At 64.8% G+C, this 16,823-nt stretch carries 18 protein-coding genes; 11 read left to right on the forward strand and 7 right to left on the reverse strand.

Going from position 1 to position 16,823, the window contains the following annotated elements; all coding sequences use genetic code 11:
• The first annotated feature begins 80 nt into the window (after nt 1-80).
• The gene (gene hutU, locus AC1DWU_RS03695) at nt 81-1,754 is read left to right on the forward strand and encodes a urocanate hydratase (protein ID WP_477148616.1); all 1,674 of its coding nucleotides are present in this window, start codon (nt 81-83) and stop codon (nt 1,752-1,754) included.
• Nucleotides 1,754-2,329, forward strand: a complete 576-nt coding sequence (locus tag AC1DWU_RS03700; RefSeq protein WP_477148617.1) for a HutD/Ves family protein — start codon at nt 1,754-1,756, stop codon at nt 2,327-2,329. Before hutU ends, AC1DWU_RS03700 begins: the two co-directional genes overlap by 1 nt.
• Before the next feature lie 112 nt (nt 2,330-2,441).
• On the opposite strand, the gene AC1DWU_RS03705 is transcribed toward AC1DWU_RS03700, so the two are convergent.
• The 3 genes from AC1DWU_RS03705 to AC1DWU_RS03715 all read right to left on the reverse strand — a co-directional run bounded on the left by AC1DWU_RS03705 (nt 2,442) and on the right by AC1DWU_RS03715 (nt 5,390).
• Nucleotides 2,442-3,257: an alpha/beta fold hydrolase gene (locus tag AC1DWU_RS03705; protein WP_477148618.1), complete on the reverse strand. Its 816-nt coding sequence runs from the start codon at nt 3,255-3,257 to the stop codon at nt 2,442-2,444.
• Complete coding sequence (locus AC1DWU_RS03710; protein WP_477148619.1) at nt 3,254-4,306, reverse strand: hydroxyacid dehydrogenase; 1,053 nt, start codon at nt 4,304-4,306, stop codon at nt 3,254-3,256. The genes AC1DWU_RS03705 and AC1DWU_RS03710 overlap by 4 nt, the downstream gene beginning before the upstream one ends.
• Nucleotides 4,307-4,367: 61 nt before the next feature.
• Nucleotides 4,368-5,390 carry a LacI family DNA-binding transcriptional regulator gene (locus AC1DWU_RS03715; protein WP_477148620.1) on the reverse strand — a complete coding sequence of 341 codons (1,023 nt, stop codon included), beginning with the start codon at nt 5,388-5,390 and terminating at the stop codon, nt 4,368-4,370.
• A 163-nt stretch (nt 5,391-5,553) separates the two neighbouring features.
• Between AC1DWU_RS03715 and AC1DWU_RS03720 the strand changes: the two genes are divergently transcribed.
• Genes AC1DWU_RS03720 through AC1DWU_RS03730 form a run of 3 tightly spaced genes read left to right on the forward strand, consistent with a single transcriptional unit; the run spans nt 5,554 to nt 9,049 of the window.
• On the forward strand, nt 5,554-6,504 hold the full coding sequence (locus tag AC1DWU_RS03720) for an ABC transporter permease subunit (RefSeq protein ID WP_477148621.1): 951 nt from the start codon (nt 5,554-5,556) through the stop codon (nt 6,502-6,504).
• Entirely contained in the window at nt 6,501-7,457 is a 957-nt protein-coding gene (locus tag AC1DWU_RS03725; RefSeq protein ID WP_477148622.1) for a carbohydrate ABC transporter permease, read from the forward strand. The genes AC1DWU_RS03720 and AC1DWU_RS03725 overlap by 4 nt, the downstream gene beginning before the upstream one ends.
• Nucleotides 7,458-7,504: 47 nt before the next feature.
• Nucleotides 7,505-9,049 (forward strand): ABC transporter substrate-binding protein, encoded by a 1,545-nt coding sequence (locus AC1DWU_RS03730; protein WP_477148623.1) that lies wholly within the window; start codon nt 7,505-7,507, stop codon nt 9,047-9,049.
• 212 nt (nt 9,050-9,261) lie between these two features.
• On the opposite strand, the gene AC1DWU_RS03735 is transcribed toward AC1DWU_RS03730, so the two are convergent.
• Nucleotides 9,262-10,194 (reverse strand): helix-turn-helix domain-containing protein, encoded by a 933-nt coding sequence (locus AC1DWU_RS03735; RefSeq protein ID WP_477148624.1) that lies wholly within the window; start codon nt 10,192-10,194, stop codon nt 9,262-9,264.
• A gap of 206 nt (nt 10,195-10,400) precedes the next feature.
• Here AC1DWU_RS03735 and AC1DWU_RS03740 point away from each other — a divergent pair, with 206 nt between their 5' ends.
• The 6 genes from AC1DWU_RS03740 to AC1DWU_RS03765 are packed head-to-tail and all read left to right on the forward strand — an operon-like array spanning nt 10,401 to nt 14,127.
• Nucleotides 10,401-11,507 (forward strand): amine dehydrogenase large subunit, encoded by a 1,107-nt coding sequence (locus AC1DWU_RS03740; protein ID WP_477148625.1) that lies wholly within the window; start codon nt 10,401-10,403, stop codon nt 11,505-11,507.
• Nucleotides 11,504-12,037: a MauE/DoxX family redox-associated membrane protein gene (locus AC1DWU_RS03745; protein WP_477148626.1), complete on the forward strand. Its 534-nt coding sequence runs from the start codon at nt 11,504-11,506 to the stop codon at nt 12,035-12,037. Before AC1DWU_RS03740 ends, AC1DWU_RS03745 begins: the two co-directional genes overlap by 4 nt.
• 22 nt (nt 12,038-12,059) lie before the next feature.
• Complete coding sequence (gene mauD / locus AC1DWU_RS03750; protein WP_477148627.1) at nt 12,060-12,659, forward strand: methylamine dehydrogenase accessory protein MauD; 600 nt, start codon at nt 12,060-12,062, stop codon at nt 12,657-12,659.
• Nucleotides 12,660-12,707: 48 nt separating this feature from the next.
• Nucleotides 12,708-13,250: a methylamine dehydrogenase light chain gene (locus AC1DWU_RS03755; protein WP_477148628.1), complete on the forward strand. Its 543-nt coding sequence runs from the start codon at nt 12,708-12,710 to the stop codon at nt 13,248-13,250.
• A 20-nt stretch (nt 13,251-13,270) separates the two neighbouring features.
• A complete protein-coding gene (locus AC1DWU_RS03760; RefSeq protein WP_477148629.1) occupies nt 13,271-13,687 on the forward strand; it encodes a c-type cytochrome in 417 nt (138 codons plus the stop codon).
• Nucleotides 13,684-14,127 carry a c-type cytochrome gene (locus tag AC1DWU_RS03765; RefSeq protein WP_477148630.1) on the forward strand — a complete coding sequence of 148 codons (444 nt, stop codon included), beginning with the start codon at nt 13,684-13,686 and terminating at the stop codon, nt 14,125-14,127. Before AC1DWU_RS03760 ends, AC1DWU_RS03765 begins: the two co-directional genes overlap by 4 nt.
• Nucleotides 14,128-14,175: 48 nt before the next feature.
• Here the strand turns inward: AC1DWU_RS03765 and AC1DWU_RS03770 are convergent, their stop codons facing one another.
• Genes AC1DWU_RS03770 through AC1DWU_RS03780 form a run of 3 tightly spaced genes read right to left on the reverse strand, consistent with a single transcriptional unit; the run spans nt 14,176 to nt 16,776 of the window.
• Nucleotides 14,176-15,144 (reverse strand): NAD-dependent epimerase/dehydratase family protein, encoded by a 969-nt coding sequence (locus AC1DWU_RS03770; RefSeq protein ID WP_477148631.1) that lies wholly within the window; start codon nt 15,142-15,144, stop codon nt 14,176-14,178.
• Nucleotides 15,141-16,010 carry an FkbM family methyltransferase gene (locus tag AC1DWU_RS03775; RefSeq protein ID WP_477148632.1) on the reverse strand — a complete coding sequence of 290 codons (870 nt, stop codon included), beginning with the start codon at nt 16,008-16,010 and terminating at the stop codon, nt 15,141-15,143. Before AC1DWU_RS03775 ends, AC1DWU_RS03770 begins: the two co-directional genes overlap by 4 nt.
• Nucleotides 16,003-16,776 (reverse strand): glycosyltransferase family protein, encoded by a 774-nt coding sequence (locus AC1DWU_RS03780; RefSeq protein WP_477148633.1) that lies wholly within the window; start codon nt 16,774-16,776, stop codon nt 16,003-16,005. Before AC1DWU_RS03780 ends, AC1DWU_RS03775 begins: the two co-directional genes overlap by 8 nt.
• Nucleotides 16,777-16,823: the final 47 nt, after the last annotated feature.

Consider the following 16,823-nt stretch of genomic DNA (forward strand, 5'->3'; position numbering starts at 1 on the left):
CCCTCGATTTTGCCGATTGCCAGATCGTAAATCCTGTCCTAGCTTATACATGCTTGTATAGGCAACATGGATGCGAGACGATGCTCAGCAACACCCGTTATCGTGACACCGAAATCCGTGCCCCGCGGGGCACCACGCTGTCGGCCAAGAGTTGGCTGACCGAGGCGCCGATGCGGATGCTGATGAACAATCTCGATCCGGATGTGGCCGAGAACCCCAAGGAACTGGTGGTCTATGGCGGCATCGGCCGCGCCGCCCGCGACTGGGAATCGTTCGACGCGATCGTTGCGACGCTGAAGCGGCTCAACGACGACGAGACGCTGCTGGTGCAATCGGGCAAGCCGGTCGGCGTGTTCCAGACCCATCCCGGCGCGCCGCGCGTGTTGATCGCCAATTCCAACCTCGTGCCGCACTGGGCCACCTGGGAGAAGTTCAACGAGCTCGATGCGCAGGGCCTGATGATGTACGGCCAGATGACGGCCGGCTCGTGGATCTACATCGGCAGCCAGGGCATCGTTCAGGGCACCTACGAGACCTTCGTCGAGGCGGGCCGCCAGCACTTTGACGGCAAGCTCGCCGGCCGCTGGATCCTCACCGCCGGGCTCGGCGGCATGGGAGGCGCACAGCCGCTGGCGGCGACGCTGGCTGGCGCCGTGTCGCTCAATATCGAGTGCCAGCAGCAGAGCATCGATTTCCGCCTCCGCACCCGCTATCTCGACAAGCAGGCGCGCGATCTAGACGACGCGCTGGCGTTGATCGAGCATCACACCAAGCGGGGTGACGCGGTCTCCATCGGGCTCCTCGGCAACGCCGCCGAAATCCTGCCCGAACTGGTCCGCCGTGGTGTTCGTCCTGACCTCGTCACCGACCAGACCTCGGCGCACGATCCGCTCAATGGTTACCTACCGATTGGCTGGAACTGGTCCGAGTACCGCGAGCGCGCCCGCACCGAGCCCGAAGCGGTGACCAAGGCTGCCAAGCGCTCGATGGCCATCCACGTCCAGGCGATGCTGGATTTCCAGAAAATGGGCGTGCCGGTGTTCGACTACGGCAACAACATCCGCCAGATGGCCAAGGAGGAGGGGGTCGCGAACGCCTTCGATTTCCCCGGCTTCGTTCCCGCCTATATCCGCCCGCTGTTCTGCCGCGGCGTTGGGCCGTTCCGCTGGGTGGCGCTGTCGGGCGACCCCGAGGACATCTACAAGACCGATGCGCGGGTCAAAGAGCTGATCCCGGACGACGCGCACCTCCACAAGTGGCTGGACATGGCGCGCGAGCGCATCAGCTTCCAGGGCCTGCCGGCCCGCATCGCCTGGGTCGGGCTCGGCCAGCGTGCGCGTCTCGGGCTCGCCTTCAACGAGATGGTCCGGTCCGGCGCGGTGTCGGCGCCCATCGTTATCGGCCGCGATCACCTCGATTCCGGCTCGGTCGCCAGCCCCAACCGTGAGACCGAGGCGATGATGGACGGCTCGGATGCGGTCTCGGACTGGCCACTGCTCAATGCGTTGCTCAATACCGCGTCGGGCGCCACCTGGGTGTCGCTGCATCATGGCGGCGGCGTCGGCATGGGCTTCTCGCAGCATTCCGGCATGGTCATCGTCTGTGACGGATCGGAAGAGGCGGACCGCCGCATCGCGCGGGTGCTGACCAACGATCCGGGCACCGGCGTGATGCGCCATGCCGACGCCGGCTACCAGATCGCCCAGGATTGCGCCCGCGAGCAGGGGCTCGACCTGCCCATGCTGGCCCGCTGATGCCGGCGCGGGTCCTCGGCCCCGCCGATTACACCGCGATGCCCTGGCGCAACGGCAAGGGCACGACGCTCGAACTAGCCCGCGAAGACGATGCGGATGGCGCGATGCTGTGGCGCCTCTCGTCGGCCGACGTGGTCGAGGCCGGCGCCTTCTCGCTGTTTCCGGGCATCGACCGCATCCTGATGCTCACCGAAGGCGACGGGTTCGACCTCGATTTCGGCCCGCACGGCCGCGTCGCCCCGGTTGAGCCGCTGGTGCCGGTCCACTTCTCCGGCGACTGGACCACGCGGGCCGAAAACGTGCGTGGGCCGTCGCGAGACCTCAACGTGATGGTGGCTCGCGGCCGCGCCGTGGCAAGCGTTGGTGTTCATCGCGACGCCATGCGGACGACCAGCTTGGCTGATTACTGCATGATGTTGGCCCTCGCTGGCACCTTCGCAGTGACGGTTGGCAGCGACGAGTTCATGCTCGCCCCGTCACATCTGTTGCTGGTGCGCGGAGAGAAGGGACGCCGCGCAACGACGAGCGGATCCGGGGTGCTCATGCAAATCGACATCAACGCGCGGCATTCTTGACGAGGCCTATGCCAGGTGTCCGCTCCTGGCGCAAAGCGGACATCGGATAGGTCATCCCGACTATCTCGGCGAATTCGTCCGGACTGATCGCACGCCGCATTCCCTGATCAGACTACGCCCGACTTGCAATATCGAGGAACTGATCGACGAGATCGTGGAAGGCATCACGTGCGTCGCGGCGGATGAAGTGGGTTGCTCCCGGGATCACGGTCACATCGGCGCCAAATGAGCGGATGATCGCGCGATGGTTCGCGGTGATGCCGATCCGGACTGTGCCGGTGATGATCTTGACCGGCACTCCCGCCCCCGCCAGGTCGTCCAGCAGGGTGGGCCAGGCCCGCGTCGGAATCACGTCACCCTGCTCGACAAGTGCGACGTCCATGTCCTCTTTCGCCTTCGACCACGCCGCAAGCTCATCCCGGGGCCAGCGAGGAAACATCTCGACGGCATGGGCTTGCCGCCCGGCGTCGCCGAGGGCCTGCAACCGTTTCAGCTCCGCGGCGGCCGCCGCCGCCACTTCCCGGTCCTGAAAAGGCGTGACGGGCAGCCTCCAGAAGGGATCCTCGAGAACGACGGCGGCGACCTGCTTGCGCAAAGCGGAGGCAACAGCTGCCGCGGCAGCGCCACCGGCAGAATGTCCGAACAACACCAGCCGATCGTCGCCAGCGGTGAGCAGAACGTCCAGATCGCACAGGATGTCTTCGACGATGACGTCACCGGGATGGCGCCTCAGCAGGTCTTGGGTCCAGCGCGGGGAGGGGCCATGACCGCGCGGATCGATGGCGAGGACGCGGAAGCCGCGGCTTGCCCAGTGCCGGGCGGTGATGCTCAGCGTCTCCGCCGATTCCATGATGCCAGGCACCGCGACGATCGTCCCGCGATAGCGCCCGACGGCCGGTAGGTCCATCACATGGAGGGTGGTGGTCATCTCAAAGCCTCGGGGAAGGCGAGTGGCCGTCCGAGCACGATGCGGTTGAGTTCGCTTGCCACATGCTCGCCCATGCGCCGGATCTCCGTGCCCATGGATCCCGAGATATGCGGGGTAAGGAAGACGTTGGGCAACGTATAGAGCTCGTCGTCGGGCCGCAGGACTTCCGGGTGCGTGACGTCGAGGATGGCTTCAATCCGGCCATCGCGCAGCTCGAGGGTCAACGCTTCCTGGTCGACGATGAGGCCGCGCGAGGTGTTGATGAGCGTGGCGCCGTCGCGCATCAGCGCAATGTGGCGGCCGGTGATCATGCCGACGGTCGCGGCATTCAGCGGCGGATGCAGGGTGACGATGTCGCTGGTTGCCATCAGCTCGTCGAGCGATACGAGCCGCGCGCCCAGCCGGGCGGCTTCCGTCGGCGTGACGAACGGGTCGTAGAGCTGGACGGACACGTCCATCCCGCTCAGGCGCTCCATGACGATGCGGCCGATGCGAGAAGCGCCGACGATGCCGACGGTCTTCGCCACATTGCCCGCTGTAGGGAATTCCCGCTCGCGGTCGATGTGGTCGCGCCGGCGTCCGTAGAGACGGCGAGCGCGGAACGTCTCCTTGTTGGCGAGGACAATCATCGCGACAGTGAACTCGGCCACGGGGATGGCGTTTATCCACCCGGCATTGGAGACCTGAATGCCACGATCGGCGGCGCTGTCGGGCAGCAAGGGGGCAGCCTGGCCGCCGGCGTGCAGCACGTAGCGAAGCCGCGGTGCCGCATCGAGGTCGCCATCGGTGAGCTGGCTGGCTCCCCAGCCGGTCACGAGCACCTCCGCCCGGGAGAACGCCTCGCGTGCCTCGATCGCGTCGAGGGAGGTGTACGGCACGGGATGCAGGGGCGTCGCGCCGGCGTTCCTCAGAGCCTCGAAATTCGGGCCGAACAGCCGACCGGCCAGGTCCGGTGGGTTCATCGTGGCGACGAATGTCACGAGGCCACCCAAACGGTCGTCAACACCGCTGCGCTCCGCCGGCGCGTTTGAAGGGGGCAGCAGTGACATCAAAGCCTCATCGATACTCGGATCGATGAGAAACTAGTTACACATGCAGCCGAAAGCAAGCTTAGTTCAGTCGCACTGCCGAGCCGCGACGCATGAAACGAGTGGGGAGCAGCACATGCTGCACCGGCGCGAGGCCGAGTGCGATCTCCGCGGCCCGCACGCCCACCTCGAAGAACGGAGGATGCACCGTGGTGAGCCCGGGGGTGAGATCGGCAACGACAGGCACATCGTCAAAGCCAATGATCGAAAGGTCATCGGGCAGGGCGAGGCCGTGCTCGCGAGCGGCTCGGTAAGCGCCAACTGCGATATTGTCGGTCATCGCCACCAAGGCGGTCGCTTTGATACCGGAGCTCAACATCTCGCTGACCGCCCGGGCCCCGTCGGCCTCGGAATTGGCTGCCGTTCGCACCAGCGCCGGGTCGGGCACGATGGCGTGGCGGGCAAGGGCGGCCTGGTATCCGTCGAGCCGCAGTTCGGCCGTTGTCATGCCGCGCGGCTCGCCCACATAGGCAATCCGCCGGTGCCCCAGGCCGACGAGCTCATCCACCGCCTCCGCTACGCCGGCCGCCTGGTCGTAGTCGACGCTGATCAGGTCGGGATGGCCGATGACGGGGGGACGGCCGCAGAGGATCAGCGAGGCATTCACTTGTGCCAGATCCCTGGCATAGCCGGCCGCCCGTTCATCGAATGCAGCGTGGCTTTCGGTGGATCCGACGAGGAGGACAGCCTTGACCCGGAGTTCACGCAGGACGCCGATCAGCTCCTTCTCGCGCTGCTCGTCGCCTTCCGTGGCGCACATCAGCACCAGGTGACCGTTCTTTCCGGCGACGCTCTCGACCCCCGCTGCCAGCGAGGCAAAGGTCGGGCCGATCATTGCGCGGACAACAAAGGCAATGGACCGTGGTCCGCGTCCGGTCATGGCCCGCGCCAACCCGTTGACGACGTAGCCGAGCTCCTCGGCGGACGCCAGGACGCGCTCCTTGATGGGTTGCTGCACATTCGCGTTGCCCGCAAAGACCCGCGACGCCGTCGCTACCGATACGCCGGCGTGCGTGGCTACGTCGCGCAGGTTGACCGGGGCCATCCGCTCGGGTCCTCGCGAACCGCTACGGCTCGGCTTCCGACTGCTGTCGTTCTCATCCATTCCACGACATCTACAACCTCCCTTGACTCGTGTCGACGCGTGGCCTAGCGTTTGAGAAACTAGTTACACAAACTAGTTACACACTATGCCGGAGGAGGGCATCGTGCAAGGGAAAGCCGTTGTCGCAGCCTCGCGGAAGCGCGGGCTGTCATCGCGAGATAGTCTTCTGTTGCTGGTTCTGGCGCTGCCGGGCATCGCCTGGTTCGCAGTCTTCGCCTACGGGCCGATGGCCGGCCTGGTTGTGGCCTTCAAGGACTTCAACATTCGCGACGGCATCTTCGGCAGCCCGTGGAACGGCTTCGCGAACTTCCGCTACTTCCTCGCCAGCGGCGACGCTCTCACCATCGTCGTCAATACGCTCTTTCTCAACGCGCTGTTTCTCAGTGCCTCGCTGCTGACCGGCCTGATCCTCGCGCTGATGCTCAACGAGATCCGCGGCAGCCTCTATCGCCGCTTCATGCAGTCGACGATCTTCTTTCCCTATTTCGTCTCGCCGATCGTCATCAGCATCATGCTGCAGGTGATCCTCTCCGGCGTTGGCGGCAGCGGCGGGCTGCTCAACAACCTGCTCAGCATCATCGATGTGCCGCAGGTCAGCTGGTACACCGAGCCCGGTGCCTGGCCGTGGATCCTGACCATCGTCAAGATCTGGCAGCTGGGCGGCTACACCTCGGTCATCTTCCTTGCCGCCATCACCTCGATCTCCGAGGAAGTCTACGAGGCCGCCGCCATCGATGGCGCCAGCCGGGCGCGGATGGCGCTCTCCATCACCACGCCGCTGCTGCTGCCCACCTTGGGCGTGCTCATGGTGCTTGGGGTGGGGCGCATCTTCTTCGGCGACTTCGCGACCATCTACGCCATCGTCCAGGACAACGGCATCCTCTTCCCGACGACCGACGTCATCGACACCTATGTCTTCCGCTCCCTGAGGACCATAGGGGACTTTGGCACGACGGCCGCCATCGGCCTGTTCCAGTCGGTCGTCGGGTTCTTCTTCGTCACGGCCGCCGTGCTCGTGCAGCGCCGCTTCCAGAAAGAGAGCAGCATCCTATGAGCACGGCTGGCTACAACGAGAGCCTTGCCGGGCAGGGCATATCGAAGTCTCAGGGAACGACGACGCCGGCAACGCGCCGCAAGGCAAGGCGGCGTCCGGAGCCCTTCACCGCCGTCAGCTATGTCGTAGTGACGCTCTTTGGGCTTTTCTGCCTGATCCCCCTGTGGATGATCATCGCCGGCTCCCTCACCGACGAGTCGGTGCTGGCCACCCAGGGCTACAGCCTTTTCCCTCAACCCTTCTCGCTCACCGCCTACCAGATGCTGTTCAGCGGGCAATCGCTGCTCAACGGCTATGCCGCCTCGGCGTTCATCACCCTCGTCGGCACCCTGCTGTCGGTCTCCTGCACGGCGTCGCTCGCCTGGGTGATCGCTCGTCGGCTGCCCTGGATCAGCCGCTCGCTGACCGTCTTTTCCTACGTGCCGATGCTGTTCCACGGCGGGCTCGTGCCGCTCTACCTGCTGGTGACGCAGGTGCTCAACCTTTCCAACAGCTGGTTCTCGGTGATCCTGCCGATCATGCTGGCGCCGTTCCTCATCTTCGTCACCGTCAGCTTCTTCCGCCAGCTCCCCGAGGAGATCCTGGACGCTGCCCGCATCGACGGCGCCGGCGAGCTCAGGATCTTCTTCCAGATCATCCTGCCGCTATCGAAGCCGATCCTCGCCGTGCTCGGTCTCTTCTACGCCGTTACGTACTGGAACGAGTGGTTCATGGCGCTGCTGTTCGTGTCCGATCCGGACAAGTATCCGCTGCAGCTGATCCTCCAGAACCTCATCGCCAACGTCACCAATGCCACCTCGCTTCCGGGCGCGACGGCCGCGGAGGCCGCGATCCCGGTCTATCAGCTGCGCTTCGCCATGACGGTGCTGACGGTCGGCCCGATCCTTTTGGCCTACCCGTTCGCGCAACGCTTCTTCGTCAAGGGCATCACCCTGGGCGCCACCAAGGGGTAGCGGCACTCCCGACCAGAGCCGCGAGAAATCAGGAGGAGCATACCGATATGACACGTAACTTCAGTCGCCGAAACTTCCTCGCCCTCAGCGGCGCAGCGGGCCTTGGTGCTGCCTTTGCCGGCGGTATGTCGCGGGCTTACGGCCAGGGCCTTTCGGGCACGTCGCTGACCATCCTGCCGTCGCAGGCGCCGAGCAACTGGAAGGCTGTGCTGGACAAGGCCAATGCCGCGCTCCAGGCCGAGCACGGCTTCACCCTCGATGCGCAGTTCATCAACTGGAGCAATTACGGCCAGCAGGCGCTGCTGAAGTTCACCGCCGGCGCCGAATTCGACACCGCGCTGCAGGCACTGTGGCTGAACATGGCGCAGCTGCAGCAGGACGGCTCCCTCGCCGACCTCACCGGCCAGATCGACAAGTGGCCCAACCTCAAGGCGCAGATCGCCCCCAAGCTGATCGAAACCAACAGCTGGAACGGCAAGCTCTGGGGCATCCCGCAGGTCAACAGCGCCGGCCGTGTGCAGCACTTCAGCATCCGCCAGGATCTCGCCGAAAAGCACGGCTTTGTCGAAATCCAGGACTTCGACACCCTCGAGCGCTTCTTCTACGCCATCAAGGAGAAGGAGTCCGGGATCACCCCGTTCGGTATCGCGAGCAATACGACCTGGGTGCTGGCCGTGCCGACGCCGACCGGCATGTTCAACCAGCAATCGTGGGAAGATCCGACCCGCATGCAATACCTGTTCGCGGGCTCGGGCCTGCGGTTCCTGCTGGCCAAGGACGCCGCGACCACTGGCTCCTCCAGTCCGATTCCCTTCTGGGAAGACGAGGGCGTGGTCGCCGCCTTGCGCAAGATCCGCAAGTACCACGAGGACGGCATCATCAATGCCGATCCGTTCAATTCGGACTCGGCCACCATCCAGAGCCAGTTCCAGGCCGGCCGCATTGCCAGCGGTTGGTCGATCACCGATGGCCTGGCCAGCAACGCCCTCGTTGGCCTCAGGAAAGCGGTTCCGGAAGCGCGCCTCGCCCAGGTGCTGCCGTTCGGCAAACCGTTCAGTGAGGTCAAGCCGGTGCAGACCTTCCAGGCCGACAACATGGTAGTGGTGAACGCCAATGGCGGCGACGTCGACCGGGCGCTGGCGCTGCAGGACTGGCTGTCGGTGAAGGCCAACCACGACCTCATCGAATACGGTATCGAGGGCACCGACTGGGAAGCTGTCGGCGACGACGGGCTGAACCAGCTCAGCCAATACTCGTTCCCCGGCTACGCGCTGCTGTGGCGAGCCAGCCTCGAGCGCCGCTCTTCGTTCATAACCGAGTCTGAGAAAAAGGTCTTCGACTGGGCGCAGAACTACGACAACTTCACCACCGACACGTTCGCCTCGTTCATCCCCGACGTCACCCCGGTCAAGCAGGAGGCGGCACAGATGAACAATGTGATCATCCAGCACGCCAATCCCCTGTTCCACGGGCTGGCCGATGTCGATGTCCAGTTGGACAAGCTCAAGAGCGCCGCAGACGCCGCAGGCCTCGACATTCTCCGCGCGGAGATGGCGAAGCAGGCCGATGCCTATCTGAAGGCCAGGGGGTAGCCTAGGGTCCTATGCTCGCCGGAGAGTGCCTCGCCAGCTTGGCACCCTCCGGGTTTTCTTCACGCCAGCGGCCCGGTCCATCCCAGGTGACGGCGCTACCGACGCCGCTCTCCGAGAGTCCACTCTTGGCGCGAAGCGGTCGTTCGGTTGTCCGGCCTTGCACGATGCGTTGCGAACGGTGGGCGTTCCCAGATTGTGCGCGTTCGCGCCACCTACAGTCCCGCGGCGGCGCGCAGCGTCTCGATCGGGCTCTCGTGGAACGTTTCCGCGTAGTACGCCGCGAAGCGCCCCAAATGGAAGAAGCCGGCTTCCGTGGCGATCTGCGCTACAGTCCTCGGCTGGCCGTCGGGTCGGAGCATTGCCCGGCGCGCCCGGCCCAACCGGTGCTGCCGCAGCCAGACGCGTGGACTAACCCCCGTCGACTCAATGAAGGCCTGCCGGAGGACATGCTGCTGTACCCTCAGTTCGTCGGCGAGGGCTGCGACAGTCAGGCCATCGTCCGGCATGTCGTCCACGCGCTTGCGTGCGCGGCTGAACAGCGAGTGGGCGTAGGACTCGCGCAAGTGCACGACGGTGCCGTGGCTTGCGTGTTCGCATATCTCCGACATCCGCTCCGACAGCATTGCTGGAAGCACCCGCTCCAGCGCGCCGGGTGACCGGCGCAGTGTCTCGGGCGCGGACGAGATGACCGAGGAAATCCAGCGGGCCAGTTCGTCAGCTTCCGAGTAGCCGGTGATTGGGCCGATTGTGGGTAGTTTGCGGAAATTGATGTCTGCGAACGCAGTCTCGTCGGCGACCAGGTAGAAGGAACAGCCCTGGGCTGTTCCTGTCGAGAGGTCGATCTGGTGCCCGCCTCGGTGCAGAAACAGCTGCGCCGACGACTGCTGCCCATTTATCCGGCCGTGGACCATCTCGTTGTGAACGATGATCGCCACCTTGCCCGGCGGAGGCGAGGTCGACTCGGCGACATCCACATTCAGCCGCTCCTCCCCGACCGAGATACCTCCGAAATCGAGGAACGCCGTAGCGCCTTCGAAGCGTCCTCGACCGACCTGGATGTAGCGTTGCTCCCAGCCGACCAGGGCGCCCTCCTGTTCGGATGCGTCGGCGTAGGACCTGGCGATAAAGGTTGCAGAGCGGGGCACGGATCGGATCTCCGGCCCAGACCGTAGCGTCTGCTCAAGGCGTGGGCAAGGTCACGTTATGCCTATTTCGTAGGCAAACATTTCTCCGAAAGCGGATTTCCGGACCGCCGGTGCGGTGATTGGGATGCGGCCTTACCGTGATGGAGACCCGAATGGCCCACAAACTGTCAGCCGCGCTCTGCGCTGCATGCCTCATCGGAAATGCAATGGTGGGAAGCACGCTCGGCCAGGACGCCCAGTTCGTGCCCGAGACCGTTTCGAGCAAGGAGAGAATGGATCCGGGGCCCAACGTCTTCGTCAACATGCAGAACTGGCGCGGCGGACCCAGCGCGGTCTACTTCTATTCCGCCGACGACCTCACCCTGAAGGGCAGCGTCTCCGGTGGCGCCCAAAGCCACTTCGCAGTCTCGAAGGATGGGAACACCGTTTATCTCGTGTCCGGGTTCTACTCGCGGCTCGCATCCGGCAGCGGCGAGCACGTCCTCCAGATCTTCGACGTGCCCACCAACACGCTGAAGACGGAGATCGTCCTTCCCTTCAAGGTGACGCAATACACGGACGACAAGGCGCTGCTGCAGCTGAGCGCCGATGAACGGTTCCTCTATGTGCAGAACGCGACGCCTGCCACCTCGGTGACGGTTGTCGACCTCCAGAAGGGCTCGGTCGTCCAGGAAGTTCCCTCGCCGGGGTGCTTCGGAATCTACCCGACGTTCGAAGGCCACGGCTTTTCGGCCATCTGCAATGACGGTGCCTTCACCACCTTCTCCCTCAGCGAAGACGGTACGACCTTCGAAAGCCAGAAGAGCGACAAGATCTTCGATCCCGATAGCGACCCGATCTACCTGGCGTCCGATCGCGCCAAGGGCGACCTGTTGTTCGTCTCCTACCACGCCAATGTCTACCGGCTGTCCGACCGGGACGGCGTGATCAAGTCAGTCAGCGTCACGCCGATGGCCGAGGGTATCGAGGGGAACTGGGGCACAAGTGGCTACAGCGTCGTCGCCTACAACGATGCCAACGACATCCTGTTTGTGCCGATGGCGGCCGGTCACCACGACGGCAGCCACTATCACGGGGCCAGCGAGGTGTGGGCCTACGACCTCGAGAACAAGGAGCTTCTCTATCGCTCCAACGTCGACGACCTCAACGGTATCCACGTCACCGACGATGCCGTGCCGACCCTCTATGGCGTAAGCATCGGCAGTTCCAAGGTCTTCAAGTACGAAGTCGATCCGAGCGCAAAGTTCGCGGCCAGGAAGGCCGGCGAGAATGCAGACTTTGGTTTCGCCACTACGCTGACGAGTTCGCCATGACGGAGAGCTCGTTCGGGTCGCTGGCCTCCGCGGCCACCACTGTCTTCGTCGTCCTGATCTTTGTGCGCGCCGTTTGGCACAAGCTCGGGGCCTTCACCGAGTTCACCGGCTTCGTCGCCGACTACAAGTTGTTCGGCGAACGGCTCGTGCGGCCGGTGTCGATGGGCATCGTGGGGGCGGAGCTCGCGGCTGTCCTGCTGCAACTGGTGCCGGGCGCGCAGGCTGCCGGCCTGATTGTGGCGGCCGCTTTGCTGGCGATTTACGCCGGCGCCATGGCCGTGAACATCCGGCGCGGGCGCACCAGCATCGAGTGCGGCTGCGGCGGCGCGGTCCAGCCCCTGTCGTGGACGCTGGTGGGGCGCAACGCCGTCCTGGCGCTGCTTGCCATCGGAGCGGCAATGCTCGGTCCGTACGCGCTCGATGTAGCCGGCGCGATCACAGCCATAGCGTGCGGCATCTCGCTCTGGATCGCCTTCCTGCTCGCCGAGCAGCTTATCGCAAACTCATCCGTGGCTCGGCTCTCGCGCTGACCGTGATCCAGGAATCCAAGACATGAACCTCATCATCTTTGCACTTGCCGCCCTTTTTCTGATGGTCGTCGCTCTGACGGTCGCGCTGCTGGCCCTTGGCCGCCAGGTCGGCATCCTGTTCGAGCGGGTTTCTCCCATGGGCGCTCTGGTCAACGACTCCGGCCCGGAGGTCGGCCAGCAGACGCCGCTGTTCAACCTGCCCAGCCTTACCGGCGGCTCAGTCGCGCTGGGCCCAAAGCCGGGCCGGTCGACGCTCGTCTTCTTCCTCTCCCCGACCTGTCCGGTCTGCAAGAAGCTGCTGCCGATCATCAAATCGGTCCGCAAGGCGGAGGGGAGCTGGCTCGATGTCGTGTTCGCGAGCGACGGCGAGAAGGCACAGCATCAGCGCTTCATCGAAACCGCCGAACTCTCGAGCTATCCCTACGTGGTGTCCACGGAACTCGGCCTCGCCTATCGCGTGGCACGGCTGCCCTACGCGGTCCTCCTCGACCAGCACGGCACCATTCGCGCTAAGGGCCTGATCAACAGCCGCGAGCAGTTCGACAGCCTCTTCAATGCCTTCGACATGAACGTCGCGTCGATCCAGTCCTACCTGGACCGGCAGCCGGCAGTTCAGCACTAGCCGCGTGGGACACGCGACCCGAAAGCCCCTTCAAGACGGAGAGCCACAGTGGCCAGCTTTATCGACAATGTAATGGAATGGATGGACACGATGGCGGAGGCTAAAGCGCGTCGCATCGCCAGCGTCGCCGGCCGCCGCAGCTTCCTGCAGAAGGCAGGCTGGGCACTGGTCGGGGGCGCCGTCCTCCCCATGCTTCCCTACGACAATTCGAACGGCGTCGCCTTCGCCCGAGGGTTCGGCGAGCCGGAGGAGCTTCCGACCGACTGCGAATACTGGCGATACTGCTCCCTGCACGGGACGCTTTGCACCCAGTGCGGCGGGTCGGTGACGCAATGCCCGCCTGGTTCGACGCCGTCCAAGGTCGCCTGGGTCGGCACCTGCCGCAACCCCAACGACGGCAAGGATTACCTGGTCTCCTACAACGATTGCTGCGGCAAGGGCGGCAGCTGTGGCGACGGCGGCTGTTCGCGCCAGGAAGGCGATCGGCCCGGCTATCGCATGGGGCTCGCCAGCGAATCCAGCTGGTGCGTGGCCAATGGCGACAAGGGCATCCATTGCACCCTCTCGGTTGTCGTCGGTATCGCCGAATGAGGCTTTCGCCAATTCCAGTCGTGCTGGCGCTGCTCGCAGCGCCAGCCCATGCGGGAGAGGCCGGCGAGTTGCTCTTCAACGACAACTGCAGCGGCTGCCACCAACTCGGCGGCGTGGGGTCGCCGGGCCTCGCGCCACCGCTGGTGGACAGTGAGCTCTGGGGCGCGCTGGGCGGGAAAGCCGCAAGCTACGTCGCTGGCGTTCTAACCGGCGGTCTGTCGGGGACCATTGTCGCCGACGGCAACACCTATACCGGGCTTGCCATGCCGTCGCAGGCGTGGATGTCGGACCAAGATATGTCGGCTGTGGCGGACTATGTCCTCAACGACCTCAACGGTCTGGGCCTCACCATTTCACCTGAGCTCTTTAGGGAAACGCGGGGGGCTCCACTCACGCACGCCGACCTACGATCGCTTCGAAAGGGACTGCTCCCATGACGCGCGCGCTGCTCTTCCTGCTATCGCTCGTCTTCGCTACGGGCGCCGTGGCCGCAGATCGAACGGCCGAGACCAACTATGTGCTGCGCTGCATCGGCTGCCACGTCGCCGATGGCACCGGACTACCCGGCGCGGGAATACCCAACTTCGTCGATCAGGTCGGCGCCTTTGCCGGGCTGCCCGAGGGGAGGGCGTACCTGATGCATGTCCCCGGCGTCATCGGCTCGAGCCTTTCCGATGCCGAGATTGCGGACGTGCTCAACTACATCATGGAAAAGTGGGCGGGTCCTTCTCTGCCCCCGAACTATGTGCCGTTCTCGGCGGGCGAGGTCGCGACGCTTCGCGTGGCCAAGGTCGGGAACGCTGTGAAGTACAGGCGCATCGTTGCCGAACGGCTGGCTGCAGCCGGAATCGAAGTGCCGGAATACCCCTGGCCATAGAGCAGAGACTTGCTCCCGACGCTCGGACGAATTTGCCCGAGCGTGGGCTCAATCGGTGAGCGCAACCTGCTTTTCGACCCACGCATAGGTCATTTTGAGCCCGTCTTGCAGTTTAGCAGTGGGCCGCCAGTGCAGGCGTTCTTCGATCAGGTGGTTGTCGGACGAGCGGCCCCTGACGCCGGTGGGGCCGGCGACGTGGCGTTTGTGAAGCCGCTTGCCGGCGATTGCCGCGACCATATCGACGAGCGTGTCGACACTTACCATCTCGTCGGAGCCGATATTGACCGGGCCGCTGAAGTCCGAGCGCATCAGGCGCAGTGTTCCCTCAAGGCACTCATCGACATAAAGGAACGAGCGGGTCTGCCTGCCGTCGCCCCAGACCTCGATCTCGTCGCCGCTCTGCGCCACGGCGACCTTGCGGCAGATGGCGGCTGGAGCCTTCTCGCGCCCGCCGTTCCACGCGCCTTCTGGGCCGAACACGTTGTGGTAGCGCGCAATCCTCACGGCCATTCCGGAGTTTCGCGCGTGCGCCATGTAGAGCCGCTCGGAGAACAACTTCTCCCATCCGTACTCGCTGTCGGGATCGGCCGGATAGGCCGAGTCTTCGCTGCAATCGGGGTGCGCCGGATCGGTCTGGTTGCGGGCCGGGTAGATGCAGGCCGATGAAGAATAGAACAGGCGCTTGACGCCCTGCCGCGCGCTACACTCAGCCACGTTCAGGTTGATCGCCATGGAGTTGCGCATGATCTGCGCGTCGTTGTCGCCGGAAAAGATGTAGCCGGCCCCGCCCATGTCGGCGGCCAGCTGGTACACTTCATCGTAGGGTTGGTCGATGACCGCCGCGCAGGCCTGCGGGTCGCGAAGGTCCGCGATGGTGAAGCGATCGGCGGCCGAAGCAGAGAACTCCGGGTGTTTCAGGTCCACCCCGTGGACCCGGCAGCCTTCGGCGCTGAGCCGGCGAACCAGGTGCGTGCCGATGAACCCTCCGGCACCAAGGACCAATACATGTCTGGTCATGCTTGCTGAAATCCTGTTCCACTAAAAATCGACGCCATCAGCCCGTCGATGCGTCGGTAGGCGACAACATCGCCGTCTGCCCCTGGGCGCCGAGCATCCTCGGCAACGAGTATCTCTACCACCCGCTCCCAGCTCATCGGGATGATCCGCGGGCTGACGCGGTCGATGCGCGCCGCCAGGAAGCCCAGCTCGTCGAGCAAGCTGGTGAGCTCCCACGCCGTTCGTCCGCCCACCGCGAGTGCGGAAGGCGAGATTTCGCACAGCAGCACGATCTCGTGCGGATGGCTCTCGAGCAGCGTGCGAGCGCCAGCAAGAACGTCGATCTCGCTACCCTGTACGTCGATCTTGATGATGAGGGGACGCTCGCGGCTCAATCCGGAATAATCGTCGAGGCGTCCCAGCTTCACTGTTGCCGAACCCCGCCGTGTTGCGAGGGGCAAAAGGCTGTTGTCGCCGCGGTTGAGCGCGTTGAGATGAAGTGTTGCCGTGCCGGTGTGGTCCGACAGCGCCAGCTCGCTGACAGTGACATTGTCGAGCCGGTTCACCGCGACATTGGCCCTGAGCTTGACGAGATGGGCGGGATCGGGCTCGAAGCTGTGGACGTGCCCGCGGCCAGCCAGCGCGTGCGCCGCGACCAGCGTGTACCAGCCGATATTGGCCCCGACATCGATGAAGTCCGCTGCGTTGCGCAGCAGTTGCAGCACGATGGCCGTGCTGCTGCCCTCCCAACTGCCCCAGTCCTCGATGGCGGTAGAGACGAAGATATCGGCCCTTCCATGCGTCTCCATGCGGAAGCGCGGCAGGCCGATAAGGTCGATGTTCACCAGCCGAGCCTGCCCCCGCAGCCTGCGGATGAGATTACTCATCGGCATGGATGATCTCGAGGTCCGGCAGGCCCCAGCATTGGATGCCCATGTCAGCCGCCATGACGCCAAGGCCCTCGGTCTCGATCTCTCCCTTGCCCCATACCGGATGGCGCGGGCGAACATGCGCGCTCTCGACGCCATAGGGGTAAGGCGGGAATACCAGCCCGTCCCGGTGGAGGTCCGCGCGGACCAGCAGCATCGTGCCGCCGACAGCATCGAGCCGCATGGCGCCGCTGCCTCTCCGATCCGACAGCGTCGTCGCGCCGCCGTTGGTCCAGTTGTTGGCGTCGAAGGTCTTGCCGCCGGGCCGCTTGACGCAATTGGGCACAACGATATCGAACCCGGTCGCCAGCAGCCGCCGCAGCACGTCGGCTGGATAGTCGATGACGTCGACATCGATCCACAGCACCCAGTCCTCGTCGTCGAGTGCGCGGAAGAGCAGGTGGTTGCGGGCCCGTGCCAGCACCGCCCGCCGCATCAGCTGAAAAGCGGGGGCCCAGCGCGGCACGCCAGCCGGAATCGAAAAGCCGAAATCGCGATGGAACAGCTGCGCTCGCCGAGTCCGGCTGCTTAGCCGTGGCAGCAGCGCCTCGGCGACCTCATGGGTATCGTCCGTGCTGTCCCCTTCGAGCAACGCGACTGACAGCTGCTCGCGCGGCCAGTCCAGTTGCTCGATCAGTTCGACATAGCGGGGCAGGTGACGCGCCGCGCTCTTCATCGGGGTCAGGATCAGGATGTTGGGATCTGGCACTTGCGTCGTCGACATGGTTGCTCCGGGCGGCGCGATCAAATCTAATGAGCGCACAAGGCGCA

Source organism: Devosia sp. P2_G7 (genome assembly GCF_056403495.1).